General features: G+C 38.6%; 29 protein-coding genes and 1 tRNA gene. 13 read left to right on the top strand and 17 right to left on the bottom strand.

Features of this window, described 5'->3' with window-relative positions:
* Positions 1 to 24 precede the first annotated feature (24 nt).
* Genes BQ3481_RS04605 through BQ3481_RS04595 form a run of 3 tightly spaced genes read left to right on the top strand, consistent with a single transcriptional unit; the run spans position 25 to position 2,296 of the window.
* The gene (locus BQ3481_RS04605; RefSeq protein WP_157927198.1) at positions 25 to 351 is read left to right on the top strand and encodes an Sjogren's syndrome/scleroderma autoantigen 1 family protein; all 327 of its coding nucleotides are present in this window, start codon (positions 25 to 27) and stop codon (positions 349 to 351) included.
* 44 nt (positions 352 to 395) lie between these two features.
* The gene (locus tag BQ3481_RS04600) at positions 396 to 560 is read left to right on the top strand and encodes a preprotein translocase subunit Sec61beta (protein ID WP_082208620.1); all 165 of its coding nucleotides are present in this window, start codon (positions 396 to 398) and stop codon (positions 558 to 560) included.
* Complete coding sequence (locus tag BQ3481_RS04595) at positions 530 to 2,296, top strand: DUF2070 family protein (protein ID WP_231911869.1); 1,767 nt, start codon at positions 530 to 532, stop codon at positions 2,294 to 2,296. The genes BQ3481_RS04600 and BQ3481_RS04595 overlap by 31 nt, the downstream gene beginning before the upstream one ends.
* On the opposite strand, the gene BQ3481_RS04590 is transcribed toward BQ3481_RS04595, so the two are convergent.
* Positions 2,293 to 2,916, bottom strand: a complete 624-nt coding sequence (locus BQ3481_RS04590) for a restriction endonuclease (protein ID WP_157927196.1) — start codon at positions 2,914 to 2,916, stop codon at positions 2,293 to 2,295. The genes BQ3481_RS04595 and BQ3481_RS04590 overlap by 4 nt on opposite strands.
* Before the next feature lie 116 nt (positions 2,917 to 3,032).
* Between BQ3481_RS04590 and BQ3481_RS04585 the strand changes: the two genes are divergently transcribed.
* From BQ3481_RS04585 to BQ3481_RS04575, 3 genes are read left to right on the top strand one after another with little or no spacing between them, the layout of a single operon-like run.
* Positions 3,033 to 5,492: an ABC transporter substrate-binding protein gene (locus BQ3481_RS04585; RefSeq protein WP_157927195.1), complete on the top strand. Its 2,460-nt coding sequence runs from the start codon at positions 3,033 to 3,035 to the stop codon at positions 5,490 to 5,492.
* Between the two features lie 55 nt (positions 5,493 to 5,547).
* Positions 5,548 to 6,546 (top strand): ABC transporter permease, encoded by a 999-nt coding sequence (locus BQ3481_RS04580; protein WP_231911868.1) that lies wholly within the window; start codon positions 5,548 to 5,550, stop codon positions 6,544 to 6,546.
* Entirely contained in the window at positions 6,543 to 7,907 is a 1,365-nt protein-coding gene (locus tag BQ3481_RS04575) for an ABC transporter permease (protein WP_157927194.1), read from the top strand. The genes BQ3481_RS04580 and BQ3481_RS04575 overlap by 4 nt, the downstream gene beginning before the upstream one ends.
* Here the strand turns inward: BQ3481_RS04575 and BQ3481_RS04570 are convergent.
* Genes BQ3481_RS04570 through BQ3481_RS04555 form a run of 4 tightly spaced genes read right to left on the bottom strand, consistent with a single transcriptional unit; the run spans position 7,888 to position 10,322 of the window.
* A complete protein-coding gene (locus tag BQ3481_RS04570) occupies positions 7,888 to 8,214 on the bottom strand; it encodes a hypothetical protein (RefSeq protein WP_157927193.1) in 327 nt (108 codons plus the stop codon). The two genes, BQ3481_RS04575 and BQ3481_RS04570, sit on opposite strands and share 20 nt — an antisense overlap.
* Positions 8,215 to 8,223: 9 nt before the next feature.
* A complete protein-coding gene (locus BQ3481_RS04565) occupies positions 8,224 to 8,550 on the bottom strand; it encodes a hypothetical protein (RefSeq protein WP_394336734.1) in 327 nt (108 codons plus the stop codon).
* Positions 8,551 to 8,589: 39 nt separating this feature from the next.
* Positions 8,590 to 8,997: a Mov34/MPN/PAD-1 family protein gene (locus BQ3481_RS04560; protein ID WP_157927191.1), complete on the bottom strand. Its 408-nt coding sequence runs from the start codon at positions 8,995 to 8,997 to the stop codon at positions 8,590 to 8,592.
* 44 nt (positions 8,998 to 9,041) lie between these two features.
* Positions 9,042 to 10,322 (bottom strand): V-type ATP synthase subunit I domain-containing protein, encoded by a 1,281-nt coding sequence (locus BQ3481_RS04555; RefSeq protein WP_157927190.1) that lies wholly within the window; start codon positions 10,320 to 10,322, stop codon positions 9,042 to 9,044.
* Between the two features lie 66 nt (positions 10,323 to 10,388).
* On the opposite strand from BQ3481_RS04555, the gene BQ3481_RS04550 reads away from it, so the two are divergent.
* On the top strand, positions 10,389 to 10,697 hold the full coding sequence (locus BQ3481_RS04550) for a hypothetical protein (protein WP_157927189.1): 309 nt from the start codon (positions 10,389 to 10,391) through the stop codon (positions 10,695 to 10,697).
* Positions 10,698 to 10,700: 3 nt separating this feature from the next.
* Here BQ3481_RS04550 and BQ3481_RS04545 read toward each other — a convergent pair whose 3' ends face one another.
* Both BQ3481_RS04545 and BQ3481_RS04540 read right to left on the bottom strand, forming a co-directional pair.
* Entirely contained in the window at positions 10,701 to 10,862 is a 162-nt protein-coding gene (locus BQ3481_RS04545; RefSeq protein WP_157927188.1) for a hypothetical protein, read from the bottom strand.
* Between the two features lie 131 nt (positions 10,863 to 10,993).
* Positions 10,994 to 12,043, bottom strand: a complete 1,050-nt coding sequence (locus tag BQ3481_RS04540; RefSeq protein ID WP_157927187.1) for an NAD(P)-dependent alcohol dehydrogenase — start codon at positions 12,041 to 12,043, stop codon at positions 10,994 to 10,996.
* A gap of 251 nt (positions 12,044 to 12,294) precedes the next feature.
* On the opposite strand from BQ3481_RS04540, the gene BQ3481_RS04535 reads away from it, so the two are divergent.
* Positions 12,295 to 12,978 carry a PD-(D/E)XK nuclease family protein gene (locus BQ3481_RS04535; RefSeq protein WP_157927186.1) on the top strand — a complete coding sequence of 228 codons (684 nt, stop codon included), beginning with the start codon at positions 12,295 to 12,297 and terminating at the stop codon, positions 12,976 to 12,978.
* A gap of 105 nt (positions 12,979 to 13,083) precedes the next feature.
* The gene (locus BQ3481_RS04530) at positions 13,084 to 13,533 is read left to right on the top strand and encodes a cupredoxin domain-containing protein (RefSeq protein WP_157927185.1); all 450 of its coding nucleotides are present in this window, start codon (positions 13,084 to 13,086) and stop codon (positions 13,531 to 13,533) included.
* A gap of 49 nt (positions 13,534 to 13,582) precedes the next feature.
* Here BQ3481_RS04530 and BQ3481_RS04525 read toward each other — a convergent pair whose 3' ends face one another.
* A complete protein-coding gene (locus BQ3481_RS04525) occupies positions 13,583 to 13,933 on the bottom strand; it encodes a hypothetical protein (RefSeq protein WP_157927184.1) in 351 nt (116 codons plus the stop codon).
* 581 nt (positions 13,934 to 14,514) lie between these two features.
* Between BQ3481_RS04525 and BQ3481_RS04520 the strand changes: the two genes are divergently transcribed.
* The gene (locus BQ3481_RS04520) at positions 14,515 to 14,754 is read left to right on the top strand and encodes a hypothetical protein (protein WP_157927183.1); all 240 of its coding nucleotides are present in this window, start codon (positions 14,515 to 14,517) and stop codon (positions 14,752 to 14,754) included.
* A gap of 171 nt (positions 14,755 to 14,925) precedes the next feature.
* Here the strand turns inward: BQ3481_RS04520 and BQ3481_RS04515 are convergent, their stop codons facing one another.
* The 7 genes from BQ3481_RS04515 to BQ3481_RS04485 form a co-directional block, all read right to left on the bottom strand.
* Positions 14,926 to 15,339 (bottom strand): hypothetical protein, encoded by a 414-nt coding sequence (locus tag BQ3481_RS04515; protein WP_157927182.1) that lies wholly within the window; start codon positions 15,337 to 15,339, stop codon positions 14,926 to 14,928.
* An 81-nt stretch (positions 15,340 to 15,420) separates the two neighbouring features.
* Positions 15,421 to 16,509: a hypothetical protein gene (locus BQ3481_RS04510; protein ID WP_157927181.1), complete on the bottom strand. Its 1,089-nt coding sequence runs from the start codon at positions 16,507 to 16,509 to the stop codon at positions 15,421 to 15,423.
* A 199-nt stretch (positions 16,510 to 16,708) separates the two neighbouring features.
* A complete protein-coding gene (locus BQ3481_RS04505; RefSeq protein WP_157927180.1) occupies positions 16,709 to 17,113 on the bottom strand; it encodes a hypothetical protein in 405 nt (134 codons plus the stop codon).
* Positions 17,114 to 17,153: 40 nt separating this feature from the next.
* Positions 17,154 to 17,540, bottom strand: coding sequence for a hypothetical protein (locus tag BQ3481_RS04500; protein ID WP_157927179.1), 387 nt, complete (start codon positions 17,538 to 17,540; stop codon positions 17,154 to 17,156).
* 286 nt (positions 17,541 to 17,826) lie between these two features.
* Complete coding sequence (fen, locus tag BQ3481_RS04495) at positions 17,827 to 18,852, bottom strand: flap endonuclease-1 (protein ID WP_157927178.1); 1,026 nt, start codon at positions 18,850 to 18,852, stop codon at positions 17,827 to 17,829.
* A 30-nt stretch (positions 18,853 to 18,882) separates the two neighbouring features.
* Entirely contained in the window at positions 18,883 to 19,062 is a 180-nt protein-coding gene (locus BQ3481_RS04490; protein ID WP_157927177.1) for a hypothetical protein, read from the bottom strand.
* Positions 19,063 to 19,110: 48 nt separating this feature from the next.
* Positions 19,111 to 19,290 (bottom strand): hypothetical protein, encoded by a 180-nt coding sequence (locus BQ3481_RS04485; protein ID WP_157927176.1) that lies wholly within the window; start codon positions 19,288 to 19,290, stop codon positions 19,111 to 19,113.
* A gap of 109 nt (positions 19,291 to 19,399) precedes the next feature.
* Between BQ3481_RS04485 and BQ3481_RS04480 the strand changes: the two genes are divergently transcribed.
* The 3 genes from BQ3481_RS04480 to BQ3481_RS04465 all read left to right on the top strand — a co-directional run bounded on the left by BQ3481_RS04480 (position 19,400) and on the right by BQ3481_RS04465 (position 21,041).
* Positions 19,400 to 19,495 (top strand) — tRNA-Ser (locus tag BQ3481_RS04480).
* 316 nt (positions 19,496 to 19,811) lie between these two features.
* Positions 19,812 to 20,363 (top strand): hypothetical protein, encoded by a 552-nt coding sequence (locus tag BQ3481_RS04475; protein WP_157927175.1) that lies wholly within the window; start codon positions 19,812 to 19,814, stop codon positions 20,361 to 20,363.
* 393 nt (positions 20,364 to 20,756) lie between these two features.
* Positions 20,757 to 21,041: a hypothetical protein gene (locus BQ3481_RS04465; RefSeq protein WP_157927173.1), complete on the top strand. Its 285-nt coding sequence runs from the start codon at positions 20,757 to 20,759 to the stop codon at positions 21,039 to 21,041.
* 63 nt (positions 21,042 to 21,104) lie between these two features.
* Here BQ3481_RS04465 and BQ3481_RS04460 read toward each other — a convergent pair whose 3' ends face one another.
* Both BQ3481_RS04460 and BQ3481_RS11970 read right to left on the bottom strand, forming a co-directional pair.
* Positions 21,105 to 21,656, bottom strand: a complete 552-nt coding sequence (locus tag BQ3481_RS04460; RefSeq protein WP_157927172.1) for a hypothetical protein — start codon at positions 21,654 to 21,656, stop codon at positions 21,105 to 21,107.
* 16 nt (positions 21,657 to 21,672) lie between these two features.
* Positions 21,673 to 21,960, bottom strand: a complete 288-nt coding sequence (locus BQ3481_RS11970; protein WP_157927171.1) for a helix-turn-helix domain-containing protein — start codon at positions 21,958 to 21,960, stop codon at positions 21,673 to 21,675.
* Positions 21,961 to 21,974 lie beyond the last annotated feature (14 nt).

The following is a 21,974-nucleotide window of genomic DNA, read 5'->3' as shown; positions in this document are numbered from 1 at the left end:
TATTTGATTGTGTACATTATCTTTATGTCAAATCTAACAAAGAAAGCAGTTGATCTTTTACTAAGCGGGGCCACACTGGTAGGCGATCCTTGTCCTTACTGCAAGGGTGTACGAGTGATGAAAAATGGCAGTGCACTGTGTATAAACTGTGGCAGGCAAGTAATTGAAGAGGCAGATGATGTCATGACAAAAAAAGAAAAAACTGGAAACACTTCCATTGAAAACTTGGATCAAAAACTATTGGATCTAACGGTAGATCTAGCAAAGGAAAAAGATCTTGGCAAGCAGAAACAAATCTTGGAAACAATTACTGCAATAATTTCAATCAAGGAAAAACTTGGGGTTCGCTAGGCACAAAAAGGTATTTATTTAAAGATCCTTAAAGCAGCACTAGTATGAGCAGCAAAAAATCTGCACCACTGCCGGCATCAAGCGCAGGACTGCTAAGATTCTTCGAGGATGAGACTAAGGGATACAAGTTAAAACCAGAGGTGGTAGTAGCAATACCGGCATCTTTGATTGGAATTTCGTGGATTCTAAAGTTCTTCTTCTCGCCATGACGGAAAGTTCGAACGACGTATCCCGTATTCACAAGCGGTATACGCTAACAACATTTACTCCTACATCACACTATGTATCCCTTGCAATATCTATTGCAGTTGTATGTGTGATAGCTGCAGTATCTTACATTGATTATTTCAAGTCAACTGATAACCTGTTTATTGCACTTCCAATTGCTGTTACAGTGCTTGTAATAACCCAGTTTATTGACCCAAAAATCCTCAAGACGGAATATTCCAAATCAATCCACATGTCTGCATTTGGAAATCTGTTATGGCTTGTGACAATTCTTTGTGGCATTCTTGCTGCCTATGTATTTTCAAAACCATCGGTTTTGCCAGTCTACATAACAGAAGGAATGCTATTGTACGCAAGTTTTCGTATTGCTATATTTACATCTGTACTTGGAACCAAGCTCACTACTGCGTGGATAATTTGCCTTCTCCAACCACTTGCAGTTTTTCTTGCATTTGTGCCAACTCATCTATGGGTCCCAATGCTATCTGACCCAAAAGCAATTGAATATGGCATTGTCTTTTGTGTGCTTGGTAGCATCTGGACCTTACTGAGTGACAGAATTGCAGGAAGCGGAAAGTTATCCAGCACTCATGCATTTTTGCAAGCATATCTTGCTGCATGGACAAACGATGACCCTGTTCCAATGGAATCCCTAATGGAAAAGCGCTCAGAACAATCAAAGGTATCAACATTTCAAATTTTATTCAAAACATCTGACAAAAACTGCAGGCTTGTAATCCCTGACTTGCATCCAGGACCATTTCATCCAATAGGTGGAAGTAACATTCCATATCTTATCTACAAAAATCTTGACTCGTCTGCAATGGTAATGCATAGCATCTCTGACCATGCTCTTAACCTGCCATCAAAATCTCAAGTTGACCTGTATATTACCAGCCTTCACCAAAACTCAAAGATTAGGGAAGGGTCAATGTGCACAAAACCTGTAACAGTCCAGGTAAATAAAGCACGAACAACCGGACTTTTGTTTGACAAGACGGCAGTGTTGATACTTTCATTATCGCCATATGGAATGGAAGACATTCCGTATCATATCAAGTCTGATTTGGAGCAGTACGGCATGAATCGTGGATATGAACGGGTGTTGATTGTTGACAGTCACAATGCCATGGGAAAAGAGATCGAGAAACTTGATGCAGATGATCTTCTAACTGCTGCAAAATCAACACTTGATACATTGATTACAAAAGAGACACTTCCACTAGAGGTAGGGTATGCAAATTCTGAAAATCTGCATTTCCAGGCAGATGATCTTGGACCTGGAAAAGTTGCAATGATGTGCTTTAAGATTGGAGGGGAGAATTTCTTTCTTGCGTGGGCTGATGCAAATAACATGCTAAATGGGTTGCGTGAAGAGATTGCAAACCATTTTTCAAAGAATGGCTACAACTTTCTTGAGATATGTACTTCTGATACACATTACAAGGCGCGAACAGCAAAGAACAAGCATGGATATTTTGAGTTTGGCAGCCTCTCAAAGGCACCTGATGTGATATCATGGTTTTCTGATCTTGCCAAAAAGGCAGATCATGCTGCAAGGCCTACATCATACGAGTTACTAAAAAGCGAAACTCAGGTCAAAGTCATGGGGGGAAATCAACTTGAACTTTATTCGAAATCGCTTGACAATGCAATGAGAATCACACAGGCGTTTCTCTTGATAACTACTGGGTTTTTCATCTATACTATGCTCTAGTCCTGCATTGCTTCTAGATTTCCATAAAACTCGTCGCAAAATGAATCTAGCTGGTGGATCGGAATTATTGGTACCTTGTCGATGAACTGGACACTATGTTGATACAGCGTTACAATTGCAGGGATTGCTCCTCTGAGCTTGTGTTTTAAGATAAACTGCTTGGTCCTGATAATCTGTTTTTTCACTGCCTCCGAAAGTGCTGACTGGGTCATGTTGTTCCAGTGTTTGCAATCAATCAGTATTGCAACCTCTGACTTGATTCCAACCACATCAATCTGTATTCTGGGATTTTTCATGATTACGTTTTTTGTTGTATCAAAGTCCCGCTTTTCAAGAACCTCTGCTGCAAGTGACTCAAAGTCTTGCCACTCTAGCATGCGAGATATCTCATCAATTGGAGCGCCCATGCTTATCGCAATCACGCCTGTCTTTAGCTTGTCAGAGTCTTCGAATTGGATTTGGCCATCTTCAAATCTTCCAATGCCGTTTTGCATCAGATTGTCCAGCATCTCTTTTGCAAGATCTTCGCCTGTCTGGGTTGCCATGCTGAAATCCTTGACAGACAATCCGCCTGGAATTATTCCAGGTATTGCTTTTACCAAAGTTACAAGATTCAACATCTGTAAGTTTTATGTTTCTCAAATAAAATACTTGTCACATTGTCTAAGATTTGAAAATTTTTTTATGATGTCGCGCATTGGACCACGGTTAAATACAGTTCATTGAAAAACATATCATGAAGCTCATGCTAGTCCTGATGCTAGCACTTTTTGTTTTGGGACCCACAATTGCATTTGGGATAAAAGGCACAAACTTTGACCGGGTCCAGTTTGTTCAATACTCTGATGATAATACAGCAGTACAGGAAGTTGAAAACGGACACCTTGACATGTACTATTCCGCAATACCGATTGACAGACTTGATGACCAGTCAAGACAACACCTGCAGATATTCCAGTCTTCTGGGACAAGCTATAGTCTTTTGATAAATCCTGCAGTATCTACAGTACAGTTTAATCCATTTTCAATCCAACAAGTAAGGTTTGCACTAAATTATTTGGTGGACAGGGATCTTATTGTGGATGAAATACTTGGTGGATATGGGGCTACCATGATATCTGCGTACAAGCCATACGACCCTGACTATCTTCTCATACTTGGAGATCTCCAGTCATTTAACTTCAAGCACAATCCGGTACTTGCAGATTCAATGATAACTGATGCGCTGGAAAAAGCAGGAGCAAAAAAGACTGGTGGATTCTGGTACTATGACTCTAAACCGGTAGCAATCTCCATTTTCATAAGAAATGACGATCCCGTGAGAAAATCAATTGGAGAAATTCTGGCATCACAATTGCAGGGCATGGGATTTGCGGTGAAAAAAGACTATGGTGACCTGACCAAGGCATTTTCAACTGTATATGGTTCCAACCCGTCTGATCTGAAATGGAATATCTATACAGAAGGGTGGACAATGGGTGGCTTTGTAAGATATGATTCTGTAATTACTGCACAAATGTATTCTCCATGGTACTCAAACATGCCTGGATTTAATAATCCGTCATACTGGAATTTCCAAGACCCGAAAGTAGACTCTCTGTCAAAGGCAATATTTTTTGGAAACTTTACATCATCTGAACAACGTGCCAGTCTGATAAACCAGGCAGTTAACAGGGGGATAAATGATTCTGTTAGAATATTTCTTGCATGCAAGACTGACCAGTTTGTTGCAAGCAAAAAAATTAGCGGCATCATCAATGATTTTGGTGCAGGGATAACAAGCAGGTTCACACCAATCAATGCAAGGTCGGATTCTGACACACTAACAATTGGTGTGAAAAATATCTATCAGGGTGCATGGAATCCCATATCTGGATTTGCAGACTCGGCTAGTCAGCAAATATGGGGGGCAGTTTCTGATCCTGGGAGTTTCAAGAACCCTTTCACCGGATATACAATTCCGGTACGGTCTGACTGGACTGTTAATACCAAGGGACCTCTTGACAAACTTGATGTGCCATCTGATGCAATACGGTGGGATGTCTCAAAGCAAAAGTGGGTCCATGTGGGACCTGGTGCCAAGGCAACAAGCGAAGTTACATTTCGCCTCAAGTTTGGAAACTGGCATGATAAGACTCCGATGGACATGAATGATGTCTTGTATGGAATTTATTTTCTGTACCAATGGGGCACAGATCAGACAAATGGTACCATGACCTTTGATTCTGAATACTCGCCCAAGGCAAACCAGGCTGCCAAGACACTCATAGGAGTACGAGTAGTTAATGGTAATACAATCGAGGTGTATCAAAATTACTGGCACTTTGATTCAGGCGAGATTGCAGATTCTGCACAAGTTTGGCCTGCAATGCCATGGGAAATGATCTACTCTATGGAAAAGGCAGTGACTGATGGAAAACTTGCGTTTTCACGATCAGATGCTGTGAGCAAAAACATTGACTTGATGTCATTGATAATCCCAAACGATGCCAAGATAATAAAGGCAAACCTTGATGAATTTGCAAAGGAAAACTCTATCCCGCCAGCACTTGCCTTTGTAAATGATTCAAAATATTTCAAGTCTAGGTATGATGCTTCATCATCATGGATTGCAGAGCACGGCCATGCTGTGATAAGTAACGGTCCATACTATCTTGACAACTATGCCCCTGATGCAAGAACGATCACAATAAAGGCATTTGATGATCCGACATATCCATTTGCCGCAGGATACTGGAAAAAGTTTGAACAGGTAAACATGCCGCAGATACTTGGCATAAGTGTGCCAACAAGTGTATCTGTTGGGTCTACACTTGTGATCCCTATATCTGTCACGCCAAATGCCACCGTATACTATTACTTTACAAATCCTCATGGAAAGGTAATTGATGAAGGAAACATGATGTCACAGAACGGCACTGCAAAGATAACACTATTGCCTGAAAAGACTGCAACTCTTGAGCTAGGCTCAAATGACCTGCAAGTATTTGTTGTCTCAGACGAGGCGTACAAGCCAGACATGTATCATACTAGCTTTCTTGTAACAAAAGGCGTGACTTTGCTTGCTGTGGATAATTCCATAACCAGTACTGTGCAGCCTACAGGAGATAACAGGTATCTCTTTTTTGGAATAATATCAGTAGGAGTTGCAGTTGCAGTGTCATTTTATGTTGTAAAAAAGAGGCGTGCATCCTAGTTTGGGATTTAAAAAATTCCTTGTCAAACGCGCGATCACCATGTTTGGTGTATTGATGGCTACACTTCTTCTTACGATACTTCTTGTTGGCTCTAACATGGATTCAATATCAAAGCAAAGTGCAGCACTAGATGTACGGCAACAGGTGACAAACAACAAGAGTCTTCTTTCAAGTTTTAAAACAACCGAACAGCTTGACTTGTATGTTGACAATCAAGTAAAGATGCGAATCACTGCACTTGGACTTGACCAGCCTTGGTACTCGCCACAAAGAATTGGGTTGTCAATGTACAAAATTTTGACACTAGACTTTGGTCATGCCAAGTTTCTTACGAGTGATAGTGGCTCGTCTGATGTCCGGGATATCATACTTGAGAAACTTCCAAGGACAATTCTTCTTTTTACAACGGCTACTGTCATTGTATCAGTTCTCGGAATATTTCTTGGAGCAGTAGCTGCAAGCAAGGTCAATTCAAAAATTGACAAGATAACATCGGGGTTTGCAGTAATATCCAGTAGCTTTCCTGTCTGGTGGATTGGAGTATTGATGATCTTTGTCTTTGCATTTCTCTACCCGATATTTCCTGCACGAGCAACTCCTGATGTTTCTGCGTCAGACCCGGGATACTTGGGATCGCTCTTGTATCACATGGCACTGCCGTTGATAACTCTTGTAATGATTGGGTTCGGTTCTTGGGCATACCTCGTGAGAAATTTCTTGGTGGGTGTACTCCAAGAAGATTTTATCACTGCAAAAAGGGCTGAAGGAATTGATGAAAAACATATTCTGTTCTCTCATGCGTTAAAAAATGCTGCTCCGCCCATTGTTACAATACTTGCACTTAGCTTGTCAGGCTCACTTGGTGGTGCAATAATAACGGAAGCAGTTTTTGACTGGCCTGGGATGGGCAGGCTGTACTTTGAGGCGATAAGCGTTCTTGACTTGCCAGTGATAATTGGGGCAACCTATGTACTGACTGTATTCTTTCTTGTCAGTGTCTTTGTAGCGGATGTCTTGTATGGATACTTTGATCCAAGGGTGCGAAGGCAATGAGCTTTTCAGCCAGAGCTGTGTGGAAAGAGTTTTCACACAGCAAAATTGGGATGACCGGTGTTGCAATACTTTTAATTCTTTTTACCATGTCAATTGTTGCATTTGTAACTATACCTCTTGACAGCTTCAAGACATGGAACGATCCGGCAAGCTGGTTACTATATCCAAAATCTGCCCAGCCTGCGTGGGTCAACTATTTCCAGTCTGAAAAAATTCCAGAGCACTTGATACTGTCACCTGTCCAGTCATCACAACAACTCGGTTCTGTTAATGTGCTGACTGACTCATTTGCGGTAAACTATCAGTATGATGGGTTTCCAAGTGATTTTATCTACCAGTATGCTGCAAAATACAGCGGCTCACCGCTTTTACAAATAACTGTGACAAGGCCAGATGGGACCGATCTACAACTTGTATCAACATCATTGCCTTTTGCAAGCAATGATTCTGTGTACAGCAGTATGATATTTTCAACACAAAATGTCATACTGAAAAACATTGCAGATAAAAGATCAAACTATGCATTTTCACTTGATGGCCTGTCTTCTGAAAAAATTATTTTTTCAAAACTTGACGAGAACAAAATTCTAAAGGGCCTGTATGTATTCCATGTTCATCTGTATGACGTGTCAACAAAACCAGTTTTGGAAAAATCACGCCTGATTCTTGGAGGACAGGTATATGGAGTCATGGGAACAGATGAGCTAAGAAGAGATCTCTCAATTGGGCTGCTTTGGGGAACGCCTCTTGCATTATTCATAGGTATAACGGTATCAATCGGATCCGTAGTGATTGGCCTGATCTATGGTGTCTATGCTGGCTACAAAGGAAGTGCAACAGATGAGGTTCTGATGCGCTTCAATGATATCATATACGCAATGCCTGCCCTGCCTCTGTTAATTATTCTTGCAGTGACAATTGGCAACAGCATATTTTTGATGGTTGGATTTCTAGTGATATTTGGCTGGGTCGGAATAGCAAAGGTGTCTAGAAGCATGGCAATGCAGATTAAAACACTCCAGTATGTAGAGGCGGCACAACTAATGGGCCAAAAAAATTACAAGATAATCTTCAAGCACATCTTGCCACAACTTCTTCCATATGCATTTGCAAGCATTGCAATTTCTGTACCTGGTGCAATCACTACTGAAGCCGGCCTGAGTTTTCTGGGGCTGGGAGATCCGACCTTCCCAACATGGGGCCAGATACTCCATGATGCAAGCTCATACAGTGCAGCAGCCCGTGGAATGTGGTGGTGGATCATGCCTCCTGGTATAATGATTGCAGTGACAGGTCTTGCGTTTGTGTTTATGGGTCACGCAATGGATGGTATCGTAAATCCTAAGCTTCGACAGCGTTGAATTGGCGAATTATCTTGATGGTATCATCTGATAATTTGATTGTGTAGGCTGCTGCATTTGGATCAATTGACTGGGCAAGTGTCTCTGCAAACTGGGTCTTGTCCTTGCCTCTCTGGTACATTCCACCAGATTCTTTTATGCATAGTGGAAACTTTTGCATCTTTAGTCCACTCTGAAACAAATGTGCAATGAATTTTTTATAATTTTCAGGCAGGTACCAATCTGCTTTTTTTTCCTCGCATGTCATTATCCATGTATCGATTGTATTTTGGAATAATGCCCTACTCCTTAATTCTTCGAGGGTCATTTTTTATTTCTAGAAATCTGCTCGCTTCATCTTGGAGCCGCATCGTGGACACATTCCGCCCTTGTATCTGTTGTTGCATGCAAGGCAGATGTATTTTACTCCCTGATTCTGTCCAAAAAATCCTCCGCCACCGACGCCTGCGTCTGAACCCATTCCACCCATGCGCTTGATCGACCTGTTTCTTAGAATTAGCGGGAAAATTATGAATACAGCAAGTGCTATTGCCACTCCCGAGAACGGAGGCCAGTTCAAGTACGATGCAAGCAACTGGATACCGATGCTAAAAGCCAAAGATCCGAAAAGGAATACGAGATATGTCTTGTAATTTATCAACACTAGTGGTTACATCAAAAAGCTTATAAATTTTTGTTAGGATTAATCCGAACTTATAGTTGTTTCAAGCAGGTTGCCATCACGATCATAGGCAAAAATGTCACCGTCTTCATACGGTGATTGTATGATAATTGACACAAAACCAAAAAAGTTGTGCAAATCGGTAACCGATGGCTTGGCAACACCTGATGGATGAGAGTGGACTGTTCCTATGTAACTTGTATCAAATGGAAGAAAAGAATGCGGAAATCCTGCAAATGTGGGACCTGTGTGAAAAAATGGAGGAATAACCAAGCCTTCCACAAGTACTCTGCCCTTTCTTGACTTGCCCCTGAGCACCAATATGCACTCATTTGGGTGATTCATCTTACAATATGACAAAATACTGTCCCTGATCTCTTTTTTTATGGTTATGGTTCTCCTAGGTTTTTCTTTCTTGGAAAAGATCATTATCGTTGTTTTTACATCACGCGCTAATTAATCTTAGACGTGACTTATTTTAGCAAGACTTTGGAGCCTGTCAACCTTGCAACATCTGATTCTATCTCTGAAATATTTTTTGCTAGAGTGTGATTTCCATCATTGATCTCTTCCTCCAGTTTCTGTTTGATTCGTTCCATGTTTGCTATGTCTGTTTTTGCTTTGTACAAGTCATGCTCTTTTGATTCTAGTGATTTGATATCAAAAACTGTAAGATCTTTTTCTAATGCCGACACCTTCTTGGAATATGCCTCTTTTAATGACACGAATTCGTCAAGTTTTGATATTGTCTCTTGGATCTGCTCTGTGGATTTTTCAGAGTCCTTGACAGATATGGAGCCAGAGATTACTGATTTTTCGACTGCTTCTAAAATATGTATTATGGAATCCTTGTTGTGCGGGGAGATTACATCGTATGGATTGGCAAGAAGTTCATCCATCATTTTTCTTACTGGCTTCTCAAATGACGAGATGTAGCTATACCTGCCAAGTGGTCTTGAAATCTTTGAGAATTGGAAATCTATGACATTTTTTATTTCTGACTTTTCAGACGACATGGGATCTATCTTGTTTTTTATTTCAAGAAACTTTGTGTGCTCTTCACTTGATTTCAAATCATGAATTTGTTTTTCAAGACTTGAAATGGTATCCTTGAGGGACTTGACTTCTAACTCTATCTCCGACAGCCTGTAGTTTTTTTGTGCTATTGATGTTCTCTGCTCTGAAATTTTTTGGCTCAGATCTGCTATGATTTTTCCATCTGTCCTGAAATTTTCTGTGGTGTTTATTGATGTCTGTAATTGATTTCTGCTCTTTGCAACCTTTGCAATCTCTTCCTTGAGATTGTCAGCATATTTTTTTGCAAAAATGTGAATTATTCTTGAATTCTGTCCTAATACGTCACCCATTTTTTTCAGCATCTGGCTTATTTCCATATTGAGAAGTACTGCCTGATCATACTTGGTAGCACTTGTCAGAACGGTTGTCGTCTCTTTTTTTATAGTTGACACAATTGCATTTTTGCCCCTCTTTACAATGACTCTTAGACTCTTGTCGACGTCGTCAAGCTTTAGGTCATCTGACTCTAAATGTAAAATCAGACTGAGGATTTTTTTTCGGTGTGCCTCTATCTCCTTCTTGGTTGACTGTGCAATCTCTACTGCCTCTGCCATTTGTGGCAATTCGATCTCATGCAATATACCTGGTATTTCTTCTAGCGATACTTTTCTTTCAGTCTGGACTGGTGCGGTGGGCTGCTGTTCATGTGTTTTTTTCTTGCCAAAGCCGAAAACCATTTTTTTGATCACTTGATATGATATTTTAAGAACATTAAATATTATGCATAACAATGTTCAGTCATCATGAGTGACATACGGCTTGTCATGATAGGCGCAGTTGTGATATTTGCAGGCTTTGTGGTTGCAAGCATAGGAAATGCCGACTATGCCCAATATGCAGTCCAGCAGCAAACCTTTGATGACTGTTATGACTATTCCTCAGGCGTTGCAATGCATGTCAAGTGCTCAGACAAGAGCTACGACCACATGCTGTATCTCCTTTTGTCATTTGCCCTTTTGGGAATAGGGGGGTTTGTCATGTACAAGGGAATACGCGGAAAATGGGATCATGATGTTAAAGACAATGAGATGCTTGGCTCAAAGGACACTTGAAATCTATTTTATTGCTTGGATCTTGACAAGATATTCAACTGCACTTAGAAACTCGTCATCTGAAATCAGTCCCTGCGACTGGAGATTGGCAGTACGCTTTACCCATCTTGGAATTGTTGTAAAGTTGTAACTTGGCATACTGTTTTCTGTACCTTGCGATAACACTGACTTGACTGCATTGAGAAATTCTACACTTGAAATCTTGTCATGTGACCACGTCTGAAGTATATCACTTACAACACTAGGTTTGTTGTTTTTTGAAAAGTTGCCTATTGATATTTCTCATGTGCGGCACATCACTTTTGCTCAAGTGATTTTATGTCAATTACAAACCTGTATCTGACGTCACTGTTGAGAACTCTCTTGTATGCATCATTTACCTTTTGAATCGGAATCAGTTCGATCTCGCTTGCAATGTTATTCTTTGCACAAAAGTCTAGCATCTCCTGTGTCTCTTTTATTCCCCCGATGAGCGAGCCCGAAAGGCTGCGACGTCCGGCAACAAGTGGAAACGCACCAACAGATGTTTGTTTTTCTGGAATCCCGACTACTATCATGGAACCGTCAAGTGCCAAAAGCTCAAGGTATTGGTTCCAATCAAGATCTGCAGATACTGTGTTTATTATCAAGTCAAAACGTCCCTTTAATTTCTCAAATGTTTCAGGATCTGACGTGGCATAAAAATAATAAGCACCAAGTTTTTTTCCATCCTCTTGTTTTTTTAGCGAGTGGCTAAGAACTGTGACCTCTGCACCTAGTGCATGTGCAATCTTTACTCCCATGTGGCCGATTCCACCAAGTCCTATTATCGCAACTTTTTTTCCAGGACCTGCATTCCAGTGCATGAGTGGAGAGTATAGTGTTATTCCAGCGCATAAAAGTGGTGCAGCTTTATCAAGTGGCAAAGAATCTGGGATGCGTAACACATAATTTTCATCTACCACAATTCTATTTGAGTATCCTCCATGGGTTACGGTGCCGTCTTTTTCAGTTCCATTGTATGTTGTAACCATTCCATCAGTACAATATTGTTCCAGGTTTTTCTTGCAGGCGTCACACTTGCGGCATGAATTTACAAAACATCCTACTCCTACCCTGTCACCTATCTTGTATCTTGTTACCTTGGGTCCAGTTTTTGATATAATTCCTGTTATCTCGTGTCCGGGAACCATTGGAAATGTGGAACCGCCCCACTCGTCACCCACTTGGTGAATGTCTGTGTGGCATATCCCACAGTATTGTATCTCTACTAGAACATCATTGTCCCCAACCTCGCGCCTTTCAAACGAGTATGGTACAAGTGCTGCCTTGGCACTCTGTGCTGCATAACCATTGACTTTCATCATTTTTCTCCTAGATGAGTACGATGATGACTTGATTATATTTAATGATTGACAGATGTGTATATCGCTGCTGATTTTTCAAGGTTTTCTTGTTGTGAAAATTTTCTTTAATTGAAAAGGCGTCAAAAGAACTGGATCAAAAATATTGGAGTTGAATCATTTATCCAGCATGTTTTATCTACATCTGTCAATCAAAACATAATACGATTACAATAGACAAGGATGAAAACGGCGTTAATCAGGTCAAGGCATTTGTGACTGATTTTACAGGTGCTATGGGATACTGCCAGTTCCAGATACCGTTTTTCATTGAGGGGGTGCGTGCAGAAACTGCTCAAATGTTAAAGGGTACCGAGCACCACGAGGAGGCAGAAAGAATAGAAAAAGAGACAACCATTCCAATGCAATTGACAAAAACAAGGCTGGAAGACACAAAATCTGATCTAAATTTTATGCGAGAAGATATCCAGACATCTTTTGTACAAGAATTTGATTTCAAAGAAGGACAAGCAAGACTGGTATTATTTGGAAGGGCAGACAAGGTCACTCGTCAAAATGAAACTCTTATAGTCTCTGATGACAAACATGCCTCAAATCCAGAACGCTATGGTGCCATGTCAAAACCCTACATAGGCCAATTGCTACAGGTGCTTACCTATCTTGATTCCATGTACTATCTGGGTGATTCTTTTGGAGGGTGGGCTGGAATTCCACACACGCAGAAAATGTACCAGATCAACATTGTGGATACCAGAACTAGGTCGATTTACAAGACATATGAAGAAATTGTAGATGCAAGTCACACGGAATTGCTTTTCGACTATGCTTCACAATTTACCAAAAAGTGTTTACAATGGGATGATTTGATACATCATAATAGCAAACCAAAATGCAAAGCATGTGGATTTTTTGAAAATTGTTCTAATGCACTAAAGTGAAATATTGCATCACATTTTTAGTGTTGGTTTTATTTAGAAATCAATCTGAGGCTTGACGCTACGCACATCTCAATATTAATAACACGTTCACACTATGTTTGGGATATGCACAAAAAGATTGGAATGACTGCATTTGTACTATATCTTGTGGTTTTTCTAGTTTACAATGTTGATGACTCTGTTGCGTATGCCGATGTGTCAACTACAACTAATGAAACAACCATTTTCATCACCGATTGTAGTACTGTAGGAGCTTGCTTTAGCCCGTGCCAAGTTACACTAGTCAAGGGAGATACAATAACTTGGATAAATTCTGGCAGTTCTATTCACATGATTACAAGTGGTAGCGGTCAGAGCGGACCTGATGGCTGGTTTGCAAGCTCACTTATTGCACCACATGGTGTATTCTCACACAAGTTTGACAGGATAGGTTCCTTTACTTATTTTGATAATCTGCATCCAAATTCGGCAGGAGTTGTAATTGTGGGGCAAACAAAAGATTCCGCACAGGATCATCTTCAACAATCATATTTTTCAGACTGGTGCAGCCGTTAAATTAATTCTAGTAAGGAATACATGTGCAATTTTGAATACAGGTCGTGACTTAGGGCATTCCTTCAGGTGTATGCAATGCATCATGTTTTAATCTCAAGGCCCTGTAAATTATCGGACCGTGGTCTGCCTCTACATCTGTTGTGATGTAAAGTATGTGTTCAGAATCCAAGGGCATCGTAATTCTCTTTAATTTTTCATATTCGACAAGTGCATATTTTCCCTTTCCAATTTTATCTGAGACTTCATTTCTTGACTTCCATGCGTTGATTGCAAGATGTAGTGATTTCTGGCTCTCTTCTGGTGAAAGCAAATTTACCACTCCCTCTCGATGAGCACTGAACAAAACCTGTCCAGTCATGTCAAATATTGTAGCAAAACGAATTTTTGGATCAATTTCCATGATTTTGTCAAATAGTGGCTTGTAATTCGTGCCTGATATGCTTGCTTGTATCCGATAAACTTTTCTGTACTGACTAATTTGGCTTCATAGATAACATTATGGGATTTTTTACAGTTCCTGTTGTTTCGTCATAACATTATTTTGTGTAATGTAATACTGGATCTTACAAATACAGTTAACAATAGGAATGAAATTATGACAAAATGATCTAGATTTAGCGTAAATGGTTTTTTAAAACATGAAAATTTTTAGTCAGGGTGATAAATGACCACTTGGCGCACATATTCACAGATGGTCTTTACCCGTGACTGGTTTAACAGAGATTTGGCATCTTATAAGATTCGCGTATCTTTTCTAAGTTTTAACCAATCTCTGAGATCTGATACAAAAAATACAGTCATTCTCTGCAAGAATGAATCTGTAAATATACTGGTTTGAAATTACTGGAAAAGTCTAAAATGGTCGAATTTATTTTCATGAAATGTTTCTCATAACTTTGCATTTACAATATTTATTTCTGATAAATTCATATGTCTTTTTTATTTTTTATTTGAGATACTAGGTTTACCTAACAAAGAATTGTGACACTTTGGTGGGCCACAAGTCCTGGTTACAAAGGCAATTTTTCACAGGGAAATGTACCGGAAGGTGGATTTCACAGAAATGACACTCATGGGTCTCTGGGAATAGGTTTTGCCATACTCATACAACCAATTGAAATATGTCAGATTGCATTCATTGGATTGTATGCCGTGTTAAGTAAGATGATCTCAAAACAGAAAAAGACAGACAATGAACAGACTCAGGTTCCTGTGAAATAATAAAGAATATTATTTCAGAACCTTATGTTTTTATAAAATATATCATATGATGTAAGGCGGTAGTGAATAACACCTGTTTACTTGAACCACTGGTTCAATATATTTACACCATAAAATAGTTTCAAAGTATGACTTTTTTGTACAACTGTATTTGATATTTCATTACTGCAATCAAAAGAAATCTCGAATTACTACATTCAATTTCATTTCATACACTTCGTCATTTCCAGCATAACCAATTTTACTTGCTCTTTCACGTATCTGATCTGCTTTTAGCCCAAAGTTTCTAATGCAAATCTCAATGTCGCCCAAATCTCTTCCAATTAATCTGCCTATTTTGGTGATTACTATATCTAAAGGATGTAAAGCCCTTAATTCGATGTGTTTTAACGTAGTTTCTATCAGGATGCTTATAGCTAGATAATCAGATGGCAACATCTGACTAAATACTTGACCTTCAGGCCATGCTTCTACTTTAAATCCATGCGGGACAGTTTTTAACGCGGATAGAAAATCATCATAGTATTCCTTAGGCACTGTAAAATCAACATCTATTGTGGATGGTTTTCCATCTAAGAGCGTCATTGCGGTACCCCCGCAGCTACGATGATTATTTTCTTCGTGAATTCATCATCTAAAACCTCTAGGAACTCCAAAAGTGAATTCTTATTTAATGACATTATACAATCTCAACCTCTTCTCTAAATCCTTCAAATCTATCTGAACTTCACCTATGTGCATAAAATGCAGTCTATCTAATATCTTCTTAGCACGTGCAGTGGGTTTGATTTGATCTAGTGCCTTGAGCAATGAATACAATAAATCCGATGTATGATATTTTGTAGATAGGAATATCAAAAGATCATAATTTATCATATCTTGATTTTTTGCAATTATTATTGGAACTGCATCTATTCTCCTTGAATCATTTCCCATCAAAATTGAAATTATGATATATTCTATTCCTATTAATTTCGAAGGCGGTCTTATGTCTGTTCCAATCTCTTTGTATCCCAACATTGCAAGGTTTGATACGAGTTCTTCCTCGGTAATTTTCAAAGGGCGTATTTCATATTCTTCAGTTTTAAAAGGTCGCTCTTTCTTTATTGTATTTCCAATTTCAAGCCAAAACATCTGTGGAAAGAATATTACAATTTTATTGGACATCATTTCTTTTACTGGGTTTATACTGCTTGAACGAAATGTTATGATAAATTCTTCTGGATTCATGATTAATGCATCTATGCTGATGTTGTATTCTTTTTGAAGGGAATCTGTTAGTTCATGAAGTTTGTCACGTTGATGGTATTCCATATCGTTTTGATTGGTTTGATTGGTTTGATTGGAAATCAAAAAAAGAAGCTCTGCACGATTTAGTTTTGCATTTAGTTCTGGACGAATCAAAGATATTGAATTTATGAAAGAATAGTCAATTATTCTACTAGATAATGTGGATATCCATATTTGAAATTCTTTTCTTTTTTGAAGAAAATTACGTTTGCGCTCCAATTCCATTTCTGCTAACATATCCACTAAGAATGGATCATCAAAGTTCAAAGAAATGATGGATGAATTACCCTCTTTTGATATTTGTAATATTCTCTGTTTGGCAAGGGATTGTACATTTTTGTATACATCCCTGTAAAAACCCGTATTGAATCGAGTATGTATTTTGTCAGTGAGATGATTAATGGATAATCCGGTGCCTATCTCGCTTGATAATACCTCTAGAATTCTCAATGTTGTTTTATTCATAGTGTGTATCTATAGTAATAATGGTATAATATTATAGTATTGTTGATATAATATTATACCATTATTTGTATAATATTATAGTCTAGATGCTATAATGATCAGATATCTGAGGTAAATGGATTTCAAAATGTGGCTTCTTTCTAATCTATGAAATGCTCTAAAAACCTATTTGAAAACTAAAGAAAATTAGGCGTTAATTTTATTCAAAGGTATTTTTGATTGCCTCATCGCCGTATTCATTTTTCATCCATTCTATTTTTTCTTGCATGCGCACAATGGATTGCGCCAAGCCCCTCATGAACCTAATTGATACCATCAGGTTTTCTTGCCGTAGCTCCTTTTGTCTTGAAACCGCAAGAACTTTACCATATGGCATATCGCGATTCAAGATCTTACCCTCGTGACGAACCTTGGAAGTTGAACCTGTCTGTAAGCGTTGAGGTGTCCAGCCCCTGTGCAACTTGCATAGGAATACTGCCTTTTGCATCAGGCTTGGCTTGCCCACGGTCAAAAGATTGACCATGTCTTCAAGACTCAGTGACGCCTGCTCATCTTCTCCATTTGTAGTCTTGTATCTTGCGTTATAGTCAAACCTGAAATGCAAAGGCGAATCGTTTTTCTCAATGACTTGATGGCATTGTAGTCTATCTTGATTGTCCTGGCGCGCTTGTTTGCATGCATTGGATCAACAGGTATCTTTTTACAACCCTGATAAAATCCGATTCTGTTTTGAATGGCTGCTGGTAAAGCCTTAACAAGTGTTCCACTCCGTCAAGAGTAACGTTTTCTATGGTTCTCTGGTATGTGTTGTTTCCTACCATGACCTCCTGATTGAACGGAAAAGTCTTGCCGTGCAACCAGGTGTCAAACCTCCATAATAGGTACCCGTAAGCATACCTGGTTCCTGTTCCTTTTACTGCTGTGAGGTTTCTGTATCTGCTTTCTCTGTGCTGATCAATAAAATATGATACAGACTCGGGATTACAAAAATTATCAAATGAGTTGTGTACTCCTGATTCTTCACGTGACAATGGTTTGAGATGCCAACTTTCTTTCCTATCCAAAAAGCATGGTACACTGCTTCCCTGTTTGTTTTGAATGATTTTTTTCCGTGAGTAAATCTGTTTAGATTGCTCTTGATAAACTCATTTGGATTAATCTTCTGTCCTTTTTTCAGAACAGAAAGGCACATCCTGTACTGTTTTCTGATTTCTATTCCGTAATCTTTTACAGGATCAAATTCTTCTATCACTTCAACTAGTGTTTGTACCACAGAGTTCAGAAAGCCAGATGAATAAATAAAATCGGCGTGTTAGTTTACGTAAACCACTGTTCAAGGTTGTGACTTTTTTTCTCTAACGCTTTTTTGAGCCTGTTCAATGAAGTGTCTACACGGTCAAGTGAAAAACTTCTCTCCTTTGTAAGGTAATTTACAGCTCCAGAATAGTCGACATTGCCAAACTTTATCTCAGATATGTCAGCAACCTGTGGATTCAAGAAAATATTACGTATCTGTTTGTAGTCAATCTCTTCGAGTTTCTCCTGAATCTGCGAGATATTTTCAAGAGCACCATTGTCCTTTATCATCTTCAATGCAGTCTTGGGGCCAATCCTCTCAAACCCATCTGGATTAAAGTCAGTGCCAATCAGAATGCCAATATCCACAAGCTGCTCTCGCGTCACACCAAGTGATGAAAGTGTCTTGTCAAGCTGGATAACTTCAGGCTCTATCTCAATCGTAGTATTTCTATTTGGCAGTTTTCGCTTGCCACTGTTTGTAAAGTTTCTGACAAGTTTTTTTGCGCCAAACAACAACGAATCAAAGTCTTGACTTGCAGACGCATATGCCTGTCCAGATATTGTCATCTGTGCGGCAGTTGCCTCTCCCTCTGATGGTGCCTGGATCCATGGTATGCCAAACAAGTCAAGAAATTTTTTTGACTCGTCTACCATGTCGTCACGCAAAACCGATGTCTGCTGGGCAAACTTTTTTGCCTCGACATAATTTCCCTCGCTTATTGCTTTTTCATATTTTACAGTAGCATCTTTTTTTACCTGCTTTCTTCTCTGTATTTCTGCAGACTTTAACGACGGGGGCCTGCCGTCAAAGACATAAACAGGCTTTATTCCAAGCGACAAAAAATTGATGTTCCTGTAAAAAAGCCCACTGATGTGACTTGTTATCTTTCCATTGTAATCAGTTAATGGAAGTCCATCAGGTCCGCGAATTATTGATAGAAACTGGTATATTGCATTGTATGCATCTATTGCAACAATTTTTGATGTAAACGACTCTAGGTTTGTCCTGTCCCTCACACAAAGCTGTTTTAGATCTAGGCCCATCTCTTGATGTTACGTTGTTTTCAAGTATTCTTATTTCTTTTTTAGAAAAGACTTGTCCCAGCCCTTTTCTATAATTTCCTCGTAAATGTTTGATAGTTTTGGTATTGCTTCTCCCTTTTCTGCTGCATTTTTTACCTTTTCTCTGTAATACAGTTCTATTGCCTTTGCAATGCTATCATCAATTGTTATGGAAATTCTAGTCTTTGCCAATGGGTATCACTGTATCATGGTTTAATATCAATGATAAATTATCTATTATCAATTTTTTTCTGTCTGTGGTATGATTATGAACCCTTCTTTTGTTGGAACCATCCTAACATGCGTGTCCTCTGGGAGGCCAATTTGGGCCAAGAGTAATGATATGGTAAGATCATCTGAGACTGCGTGTTTTTTGCCTGCATATTCTATTGAGACTGTCTTTTTTATTATTGTCTCCATTTGTTTAGATAATAAATTATCTACTTTATATCCTTTATTATATACTTGATCTACTGATCAGTTTCATTGCCATGTTATTTATGTACCAAAATCCAACTTTCTAACAAGTGCCAGGTTAGCCAAGCGGAACGGCGACCGCCTCGAGATCAAAAACAAGGTAGCGGTTATGCGCAAGCATGCAGGGGTTCGAATCCCTTACCTGGCGTACCTATTTTTTCTTTAAATAGTTCACGCCTAATTTTTTGAAATTGTTATACACTCAGTCAGGACGTAGAGATAAGAAGACTTGGAAACGTTGTAAAAAACAACGAATCTTCTGTAACTCTTGGCTTCGTACTGTCGCAGTGCTAGCGACCTCATTTTCTGATATGCTCACGAAATCATTCTCAGCAAAAGTTACAACAAAAGTTTCCACAAATACTGTAACAATGGAAATACAATAAAAATAATTCTGAACCGTATGATCAGTCTTATTAGAATCTTTAAAGTACATCACACATGTTAAGAGAATGTGGGAAATAATGAAAGGAGATCTAAAATTAAATAATAAATCAAATGTCACACTATCTATAGATACTGCAATTTTTAATGAAATAAAAAAAGATTCAAAAAATCAAACAATAAGCGTTAACACAAAAATTAATACCATACTGGCAAAACATGTATTATTTTATAAACATCTTGAAGATCAAGAGGGTGCATCCATACCGAGAAAATATTTTGAAGCATTCATAGAATTATTAGATGAAAATAAACACATTGAATTGTTAACCAACGTTTCAGTGGAAACAATGCAAGCCGTTTATGTGCATGACAACATACCTTTCACACTAGACGGTTTAATTAAACATCATTTTGAAAAAGTTGCATTATGGGCGGGAGCATATCGACGATTTCGACACTATGTTGATGAAGAAGGATACACATGTCTTGTGTTTGACCATAAATTAGGAATCAAGTGGTCTAGGATATTAGGAGCAAGCATCTGTAATATGATCAGAGAGATGGCAAACCAGACTTCTACTTTCAAAGCCCTATCAACAGCAGTATTAGTAAAAGTAGATAAAAAATAACTGTAAGACTAATGACATTTTTATCGTGTAAACAGTGTAGATCAGTGGCAGGGTATTAAATATTCAATTTGTTCCCAAGTCACGTAATTGAAAACAATATGTGATACCCGATTAATTATGTAGATAATCTTACATCACGTAAGCACATACTCCTACTTTACGAGGATCTAGAACATGCCAAGATGATAATGTTCAGGTTCATAAAAAACGGGCTAACAAGTGGAGAAGAATGCAGGTATGCAACAGAAGAAGATTCTTGCTCCATAGTTATTGAAATGTTAAATTATGGCATTCCTTTGAAATATTTCCAGAGTAAACAACTAACGTATTTTACAAATTAGTCATAGATCTGGTAGTCGAGATGAGATTTTGCATTGTAGGAGAGATTGGATAATGATTCAGATGAATATCAGAACACCATTTCGAATAGTTTCTAGAATTATTCCAAATGTAGATACCATGGAAAGAATTTCTGCAGAATTGAACATTGAAAGAGATGTTCAAAATCAATTTGACGATCTTGGAGGTTCTATAATGTGCTCATATGATGTTTCAAAGATTGAACCGAGTAAAAAGAAACAGTGGCGCGACGATCTACGTCAAAACCATCATACAGTTATTTACGTACCAAAATCTGGGCACAGCGAAGTTTTTACCATGGACCAACAAGTGTTCTGAAATTTACAGTAAGAAAAATTATGAAAATTAATTTACAATATCATATTAGAAGAGTAGAAAACATCATTTAACGTTTACTCGGATGAGTGTTGTTGAGGCAGTAATTTTATGTTCTGAATCATGATTCAATATTTCTTTAATGATAATAGAGAGAGATTCACCTAAGGCTTTAGACCATTTTATCCCATAACTATGTTCAAAGGCAAGACATAGCCAACCATCATCATCATGATAACTACGGAATTTGTAGTATGTACCAGCCCATAGAGCAATGCGTTCAAAAACGTATGTGATCATATTATCAATACTAAATGAAATTCCCCCTTGTACGAAAATTGATCTGATAGCTTCAAAACCATCTTCATGTATCAACTCCAACAGATCATCATCAGGAATGTATTTCAGTAACCCACTAAAGAACTTGTGCGGAACTAGCATGCCCTCTTGCACCTCAGCAGGTCCATAGAGCAGAACATACTTTGTCAACACAGTATTCAACAACGCATTGACACTTTGTCCTTGATCTTCAGCATATTTTTTTATTTCATTAAAAATTGCAGTATCTATAGATAGTGTGACATTTGATTTATTATTTAATTTTAGATCTCCTTTCATTATTTCCCACATTCTCTTAACATGTGTGATGTACTTTAAAGATTCTAATAAGACTGATCATACGGTTCAGAATTATTTTTATTGTATTTCTGCTTTGAAGACATGTAAACTTCCTCGTTGTAATAACTTTAATGGATCCATTTTGTGTCTGATTCCAGCCACCCCCACTCCTGTATGATCTGACCCATCTTCTGAGGGTTAGGTCAGATATCGCATACGCAGAACAAATTTCCTTTGCATGTTTGCCATTGAGGGTATGCAAAATGACCGCCCTGATTCTGATTTCATCTGTTACTTTTACCATGCATCAGAAGCATG

The organism is Candidatus Nitrosotalea okcheonensis (assembly GCF_900177045.1).
In the GTDB taxonomy this organism is placed as follows: domain Archaea; phylum Thermoproteota; class Nitrososphaeria; order Nitrososphaerales; family Nitrosopumilaceae; genus Nitrosotalea; species Nitrosotalea okcheonensis.
The sequence above is the reverse complement of the archived record's forward strand: the minus strand, read 5'-3'. Positions and strand labels throughout refer to the sequence as shown.

What these genes read in the sequence shown, in the direction of transcription:
- BQ3481_RS04510 (WP_157927181.1), bottom strand. Translation starts at nt 16,509, where the DNA reads ATGAATAAAACAACATTGAGAATTCTAGAGGTATTATCAAGCGAGATA.
- BQ3481_RS04485 (WP_157927176.1), bottom strand. Translation starts at nt 19,290, where the DNA reads ATGGAGACAATAATAAAAAAGACAGTCTCAATAGAATATGCAGGCAAA.
- BQ3481_RS04560 (WP_157927191.1), bottom strand. Translation starts at nt 8,997, where the DNA reads ATGATCTTTTCCAAGAAAGAAAAACCTAGGAGAACCATAACCATAAAA.
- BQ3481_RS04525 (WP_157927184.1), bottom strand. Translation starts at nt 13,933, where the DNA reads ATGGAAATTGATCCAAAAATTCGTTTTGCTACAATATTTGACATGACT.
- BQ3481_RS11970 (WP_157927171.1), bottom strand. Translation starts at nt 21,960, where the DNA reads ATGGTAAAAGTAACAGATGAAATCAGAATCAGGGCGGTCATTTTGCAT.
- BQ3481_RS04550 (WP_157927189.1), top strand. Translation starts at nt 10,389, where the DNA reads ATGAGTGACATACGGCTTGTCATGATAGGCGCAGTTGTGATATTTGCA.
- BQ3481_RS04590 (WP_157927196.1), bottom strand. Translation starts at nt 2,916, where the DNA reads ATGTTGAATCTTGTAACTTTGGTAAAAGCAATACCTGGAATAATTCCA.
- BQ3481_RS04580 (WP_231911868.1), top strand. Translation starts at nt 5,548, where the DNA reads ATGGCTACACTTCTTCTTACGATACTTCTTGTTGGCTCTAACATGGAT.
- BQ3481_RS04515 (WP_157927182.1), bottom strand. Translation starts at nt 15,339, where the DNA reads ATGACGCTCTTAGATGGAAAACCATCCACAATAGATGTTGATTTTACA.
- BQ3481_RS04465 (WP_157927173.1), top strand. Translation starts at nt 20,757, where the DNA reads ATGATTCAGATGAATATCAGAACACCATTTCGAATAGTTTCTAGAATT.
- BQ3481_RS04460 (WP_157927172.1), bottom strand. Translation starts at nt 21,656, where the DNA reads ATGAAAGGAGATCTAAAATTAAATAATAAATCAAATGTCACACTATCT.
- BQ3481_RS04575 (WP_157927194.1), top strand. Translation starts at nt 6,543, where the DNA reads ATGAGCTTTTCAGCCAGAGCTGTGTGGAAAGAGTTTTCACACAGCAAA.
- BQ3481_RS04475 (WP_157927175.1), top strand. Translation starts at nt 19,812, where the DNA reads ATGAAAGGAGATCTAAAATTAAATAATAAATCAAATGTCACACTATCT.
- BQ3481_RS04555 (WP_157927190.1), bottom strand. Translation starts at nt 10,322, where the DNA reads ATGGTTTTCGGCTTTGGCAAGAAAAAAACACATGAACAGCAGCCCACC.
- BQ3481_RS04540 (WP_157927187.1), bottom strand. Translation starts at nt 12,043, where the DNA reads ATGATGAAAGTCAATGGTTATGCAGCACAGAGTGCCAAGGCAGCACTT.
- BQ3481_RS04585 (WP_157927195.1), top strand. Translation starts at nt 3,033, where the DNA reads ATGAAGCTCATGCTAGTCCTGATGCTAGCACTTTTTGTTTTGGGACCC.
- BQ3481_RS04605 (WP_157927198.1), top strand. Translation starts at nt 25, where the DNA reads ATGTCAAATCTAACAAAGAAAGCAGTTGATCTTTTACTAAGCGGGGCC.
- fen (WP_157927178.1), bottom strand. Translation starts at nt 18,852, where the DNA reads ATGGGCCTAGATCTAAAACAGCTTTGTGTGAGGGACAGGACAAACCTA.
- BQ3481_RS04570 (WP_157927193.1), bottom strand. Translation starts at nt 8,214, where the DNA reads ATGACCCTCGAAGAATTAAGGAGTAGGGCATTATTCCAAAATACAATC.
- BQ3481_RS04600 (WP_082208620.1), top strand. Translation starts at nt 396, where the DNA reads ATGAGCAGCAAAAAATCTGCACCACTGCCGGCATCAAGCGCAGGACTG.
- BQ3481_RS04530 (WP_157927185.1), top strand. Translation starts at nt 13,084, where the DNA reads ATGCACAAAAAGATTGGAATGACTGCATTTGTACTATATCTTGTGGTT.